We start from the raw sequence: 5,098 nt of genomic DNA on the forward strand, positions 1-5,098 counted from the left end.
GATTGGAACTTAATTTATATAAGAATAAAATGAAAAGGTACGTAACTAGTAAAAACCTTGATTTCTCAAGGTTCAATAATCGACTTTAATCATTTTTCGATTTCTTTTTCTTTTTAATGATGTATTCAATAGCCGTTTGATTGTATTCATTGAATTCCTTTAATTGCTCTCTCAATTCATACAATTCACTAGCAAGTTTGTCTAAACGTAAAGTAACCAATTTTAGTTCCTTATTTACTTCTTCCGATAAAACTGATGAATTCTGCTCTGAATGATCATTACCTGTGTTCTTCATGTCATCATTTGATAATATATTACTTGCTACCTTTATTAATGAATTCATGGCATTTGGATTCTGCATGAAGCTCCCAGCCAAATTCATTAAGGCATTATTATCAGTAGAATTTAATAAAGAATCAAGGTTGAGCTGGTCTCCTAGAATGGATTTATTCGATTTTTTTTGTTCCTCACTCATGATGTTATCACCCTTTTCTAAAATTATAGTATGAAACACAGAAATACTTGAAGAGAATAGTTATGAAAATGAACCTAGAAGATCACTAGTCTCTTCTAAGTTCATTTTCTCACTCCATTAGTACTTTAAATGGAGTGTAAAGAGTAGGAAGCGACTAGCATTGTGAAGCAATGTCATTAAAGGCACCACTAAATGAGCTGGTATCAACGCCTAAAATTCCACCAACGAATAATGCTAATGCTAACAAAATGATAACAAGTAGCACTCCCAAGCATACAAGAAGATTAGAAAGCGGTGAATTTTGCATGTATGTCCCCCCTTTCCTGTCAGATAGAGTATTATAAGAGTACTCTTACGAAAATATATTATGCTGATATAATGGACGAGCATAAACGAATATCATGATTTTCGAAAAATGGGTTGTCCATTTTTTCAAATTTTTGATTTCGGGTAAAAACAGCAGAATAGAGATTTTTAATTATTAACAATGTGAATATAAACTACCTAAGACGGAGGCTCTGCAACAGCCTTCTTTTTTATTGCACAAAATAGGAGTTTCGTATAGAAGGACATTTAATGTATTTCTAGAATAATAAGATGATTACTATTGTTAAGGAAGTGGTGAGTCACATAGGACAGAAAAATACCTTTATGATCGATCATAATACTAAAAAATGGTTGATCCACAGACTTCGTAGTGAGGGATGTGTCTTTCCTGAAGAAGAAGCACATCTACTTATTTCAGAGGCTAAAAGTATAAAGGAATTAATGGATTTTGTAGATAAACGGGCAAGTGGGTTTCCGCTTGAATACGTGCTAGGGTTTACTACGTTTTGTGGATTAAGGATTGAAATCGAACCTGGAGTTTTTATACCACGTAGACGTACGGAGTTTCTGGTTCAGAAAGCAATAGAGTTCATTAGTTCTAATGATGTTGTATTGGATTTGTGTTGTGGATCAGGTGCTGTTGGTGCCGCAATCACTAACCACGTAAAAAAGAACTCATTACATTCAGTAGATATTGATCCAGTTGCTGTACGATGTGCTTCCCGTAACATCACGATGAGGGGAGGACACCCTTATCTTGGTGACTTATATAAAGCATTACCCCATTCATTGAAAGGACAAGTGAATCTCATAGTGGCTAACGCACCCTACGTTCCTACTGATTCAGTTGAACTCCTTCCCAGAGAGGCACGTTTATACGAACCAAAAATGGCACTTGACGGTGGAAAGGATGGACTAGATCTTCATCGTAAAATAGCCGAAGAGGCGAAAAACTGGCTTGTTTCTGGCGGGCATCTATTAATAGAAACAAGTGAAATGCAGAGTGCTCGAACTTCAGAAATCTTCGCTAAAGCAGGATTCATTACCAGAATGGTTAGAGATGAAGAATGGGATGCAACCATCGTGATTGGTACAAAATCCGACTAAGAGTATTAGGAGTGTAAAATCGGAGGTAGTTGCGGCAAATCCATTTTTATTGGAAAAGGGGATTAGAGGAAGGACATATGTTCTATTCCCCTTTGAGAAGGCAATCGGCAGAATAACATAGGTAATGATTGCTAAAATTATGAAGAGACATCCAGTCGGAGGAGAACATTGCCTATGGCACATCAGAAGTTTCAGTCTGCCAATATCAAACCACGTTATTCAAAAGGTAAAATAACAGTATGGGGGACCAACTCCGTTTATCCTCGTCCACCATGGGTCGCCGCTTGGTGGTCAGCTGAGAGCGGAACCATCTTTTCTGTACTAGGAACCATATATGGATTTGTATGGCATTGGGGTCCTGTCATGTGGGCTGCTTGGCTTAGCGAGTGGTTTCCTCTTGGGATTGATCATCGAAATAACAGTCAATAAAAAGAAAATAAATTGGATTGCGAAACGTAAGAGTGAGCTGATTATAGAAATAACATGTAGCATCAGTCTTCAGGACCAACCGATTCAAATACTTAAAGGTCAGAAGGCAATAGGATTTGCCATTATGCCTCAGCGTTCAACCTCTAATACATAGCAATTATGATAGGTGCTTGTAGTTCAAAAGGCCGATATACAAAAAAATGCTCAGCATACATTGTCTGAGCATTTTTACGTGTTTTATGCCACTAATTGAAAAATATATTGTTGAAACAAGTTTATGGGTGAATACCGAAAGAATATGATGATGAGAAAATACATTTTTTTAAGGAGAGGCTGTTATGTATTCTAGTCCTTTACATTTGCATTATTATGTTCCACATAATCAAGATCCTAATCTAGCTTCAACATCTTTTCAAACAGATTACTATTCAACCCAAGATCCAAGACAATTAGGGGGATTTCAACCTCCGACAGGACCACCACCTGGCCATCATGATCATGAAGCTGGACCACCAACAGCGCCACCGCCATCTGCTGTACCTCAACAGACCTACCAGGCAGGACAATTTGCAGTTGATCCAGGCAGTATGATCCGCTGCTTACACAGATACACCTATGTATGGTTAAGGGGTTTTGAACAATTCTGGTTTTATCCAACCTTTATTGGCCGCCATTCTGTTTCAGGGTATCGCTGGACTGGACATAGATGGGTGAATTTCGGAATTAGCCTAAGACAAATTCAATCATTCACTTGCGTTTAATCTTTTTTGTCAATGAAAGCTGCCATCTTATGGTCGGTTGATAAAATAAATGTCACCAAAAGTGGATTGTCAAAGTTCATTGGATCAAAATAAATAAAGGCCCATACTTCTTAGAAATATCTAACAAGTATGGGCCTTTTACTATGCAAATACCTAAAGATTATAATAGCCAATCTATTTTATTTTTTTGTAATCCCTCATCACCAAAGAAGTGCTGGATATATTTCTCTTCCTCTTCAGTCGTTCTTACTTTTAAGACAGGACTTTCGCTTGGTTGTGAGGGGTCACCTTTTAGATTCCTAATTGTTAGATAATCTTTTTCAATATGAGAAAAGTCTCCTTTTAGCCACTTGTCTAAGATTTTCGGATACGGTCCGGAGGCCGAAATTTCTTTTGCCTTGTTTTTCAAATATTGAAGGTTCTCTCGACTCAACTGAATTCGTTGGATACTATCAGGTGTATTTGGGAGACGATAATCTATTTCTCCTTTGAACTCAAGCTTCTGAAGGGCCATCGTGATCATTCCGTAATAGAAGATGTCATCACCCTTAACATGTTTCTCAATTTCATAAAAGTTTTTAGCGGCTGTTTCTAATTCAAGTTCGCTTACTTTATGTACTGATTTAGCGGCTACATGTTTCGTAGTTTTTACTGTTACAGTTTTATCTTCCTTATAGGAATTGAAGGCATACCAACCTCCAAGTACTAGTACGAACCCAAGTCCTGCTCCAATTAATGTCTTCTTCATTTCTGTCCCCCATAATTGTACTTTCTGCGGAAAGTTTCTTTTTTTAAGTTTACCATATGTTTCCTCTTATGTGCCATTCAAAAAATATAAAACAGATTCGCATTTACATTTTCCCATTAGAGTTGTAATCATTAATTTTTGTTCATAAGTGAGGGGAGCGCTGTAGTGATACCTGTTCCAATCCAACGGAAAGGCTTGAGGAAGGAGGAATAGGATAAAAATAATAGAATATATAAAGAAACTATTCATTGGAGGTGATTATTTTAAATGGCCAACAGGAAACGCCTGACGAAACACGAGCAGATTAAGACAAAGTGAATGATCTCTGGATCCTTACTATATAAAATGGTTTTTTAATACATAGAAAAGGGAATGGTACATTATGAAAATTTCAAGAAACCCAAACACAATTCATCCACCAGTGGCTCCATATGTGCATCAAATTGAAATGACAGGTCCTACTAGATGGTTAACGTTATCAGGACAGCTCGGTATGGAAGTCGATGGAACTGTGCCGGAAAATCCTTTAGAACAAATGAAATTGGCCTTAGAAAATATTAAAAGAAACCTAGAAGCCGCTGAAATGGAAGTTACCGACTTAACCAAATTAGTATTTTATTTGGTTGGGGAATTTGAAGCCAATCAACGAAGAAAATTAATAAGTGATTTTCTTGGGAACCATCTCCCATGCACAACCATGGTGTATGTTGTTGCGTTAGCAGCACCTGTATTTAAAGTTGAAATAGATGCTTGGGCATGTAAAGAGGAAAAATAATTCTATAACTCCAACGTAGTACATTTTTTCATGGCTATTTCTCGGGGATTTATAAAAGAAACCTTTTGGAGTAATAAGAAAAAGAAGGATCTTACAAATGCATAAATCTTTAACACAAGATTTTACCTTCTTCTTGGATTTTCTAGTTAACAAATCAATTAAATCACCTAAAAACCACATAGGACCAAATAATGTGAAGGAAAGAGGAGAATGCAATGTTCTCCTCTAAAAATCAGTCTTTTAAAATCCATTCTTTTACAACAACAGTGGAAGAACCACTCTTTATTAATGGGTCAGAATTACCAATTATAGTAGCTTCATCTAAGGAATTACATTTAATAAGGTAAGCACCACCTGATCCATCACTAAATGGACCATAAGCTTCAAGCTGATTATTATGTTTTAACTTATTGAGGAAATCATAGTGTGGTTTAATAAAATCATTGTTGAAATTTTCAGTCCTTGAAGTTGTAATC

General features: G+C 36.4%; 8 protein-coding genes. 4 read left to right on the top strand and 4 right to left on the bottom strand.

The genetic code is table 11. From position 1 onward, the window contains the following. Window positions 1–85: 85 nt before the first annotated feature. On the bottom strand, window positions 86–475 hold the full coding sequence (locus V7083_RS22855) for a hypothetical protein (RefSeq protein ID WP_335482410.1): 390 nt from the start codon (window positions 473–475) through the stop codon (window positions 86–88). A 154-nt stretch (window positions 476–629) separates the two neighbouring features. Beyond that, window positions 630–782 carry a hypothetical protein gene (locus tag V7083_RS22860; protein ID WP_335482412.1) on the bottom strand — a complete coding sequence of 51 codons (153 nt, stop codon included), beginning with the start codon at window positions 780–782 and terminating at the stop codon, window positions 630–632. Between the two features lie 344 nt (window positions 783–1,126). On the opposite strand from V7083_RS22860, the gene V7083_RS22865 reads away from it, so the two are divergent. From V7083_RS22865 to V7083_RS22875, 3 genes are all read left to right on the top strand, one after another. After that, complete coding sequence (locus V7083_RS22865; RefSeq protein WP_335482424.1) at window positions 1,127–1,909, top strand: putative protein N(5)-glutamine methyltransferase; 783 nt, start codon at window positions 1,127–1,129, stop codon at window positions 1,907–1,909. Between the two features lie 174 nt (window positions 1,910–2,083). Further along, complete coding sequence (locus V7083_RS22870; protein WP_335482414.1) at window positions 2,084–2,338, top strand: hypothetical protein; 255 nt, start codon at window positions 2,084–2,086, stop codon at window positions 2,336–2,338. Window positions 2,339–2,676: 338 nt separating this feature from the next. Next, entirely contained in the window at window positions 2,677–3,099 is a 423-nt protein-coding gene (locus tag V7083_RS22875) for a hypothetical protein (RefSeq protein WP_335482416.1), read from the top strand. A 160-nt stretch (window positions 3,100–3,259) separates the two neighbouring features. Here V7083_RS22875 and V7083_RS22880 read toward each other — a convergent pair whose 3' ends face one another. Next, window positions 3,260–3,847, bottom strand: a complete 588-nt coding sequence (locus V7083_RS22880) for a hypothetical protein (RefSeq protein ID WP_335482418.1) — start codon at window positions 3,845–3,847, stop codon at window positions 3,260–3,262. Window positions 3,848–4,229: 382 nt separating this feature from the next. Here V7083_RS22880 and V7083_RS22885 point away from each other — a divergent pair, with 382 nt between their 5' ends. Next, a complete protein-coding gene (locus V7083_RS22885; protein WP_335482420.1) occupies window positions 4,230–4,622 on the top strand; it encodes a RidA family protein in 393 nt (130 codons plus the stop codon). 232 nt (window positions 4,623–4,854) lie between these two features. On the opposite strand, the gene V7083_RS22890 is transcribed toward V7083_RS22885, so the two are convergent. After that, on the bottom strand, window positions 4,855–5,097 hold the full coding sequence (locus tag V7083_RS22890) for a YciI family protein (RefSeq protein WP_335482422.1): 243 nt from the start codon (window positions 5,095–5,097) through the stop codon (window positions 4,855–4,857). Window position 5,098 lies beyond the last annotated feature (1 nt).

Origin of the sequence: Bacillus sp. JJ1764, from assembly GCF_036962145.1 — a bacterium.
In the GTDB taxonomy this organism is placed as follows: Bacteria; Bacillota; Bacilli; order Bacillales; family Cytobacillaceae; genus Neobacillus.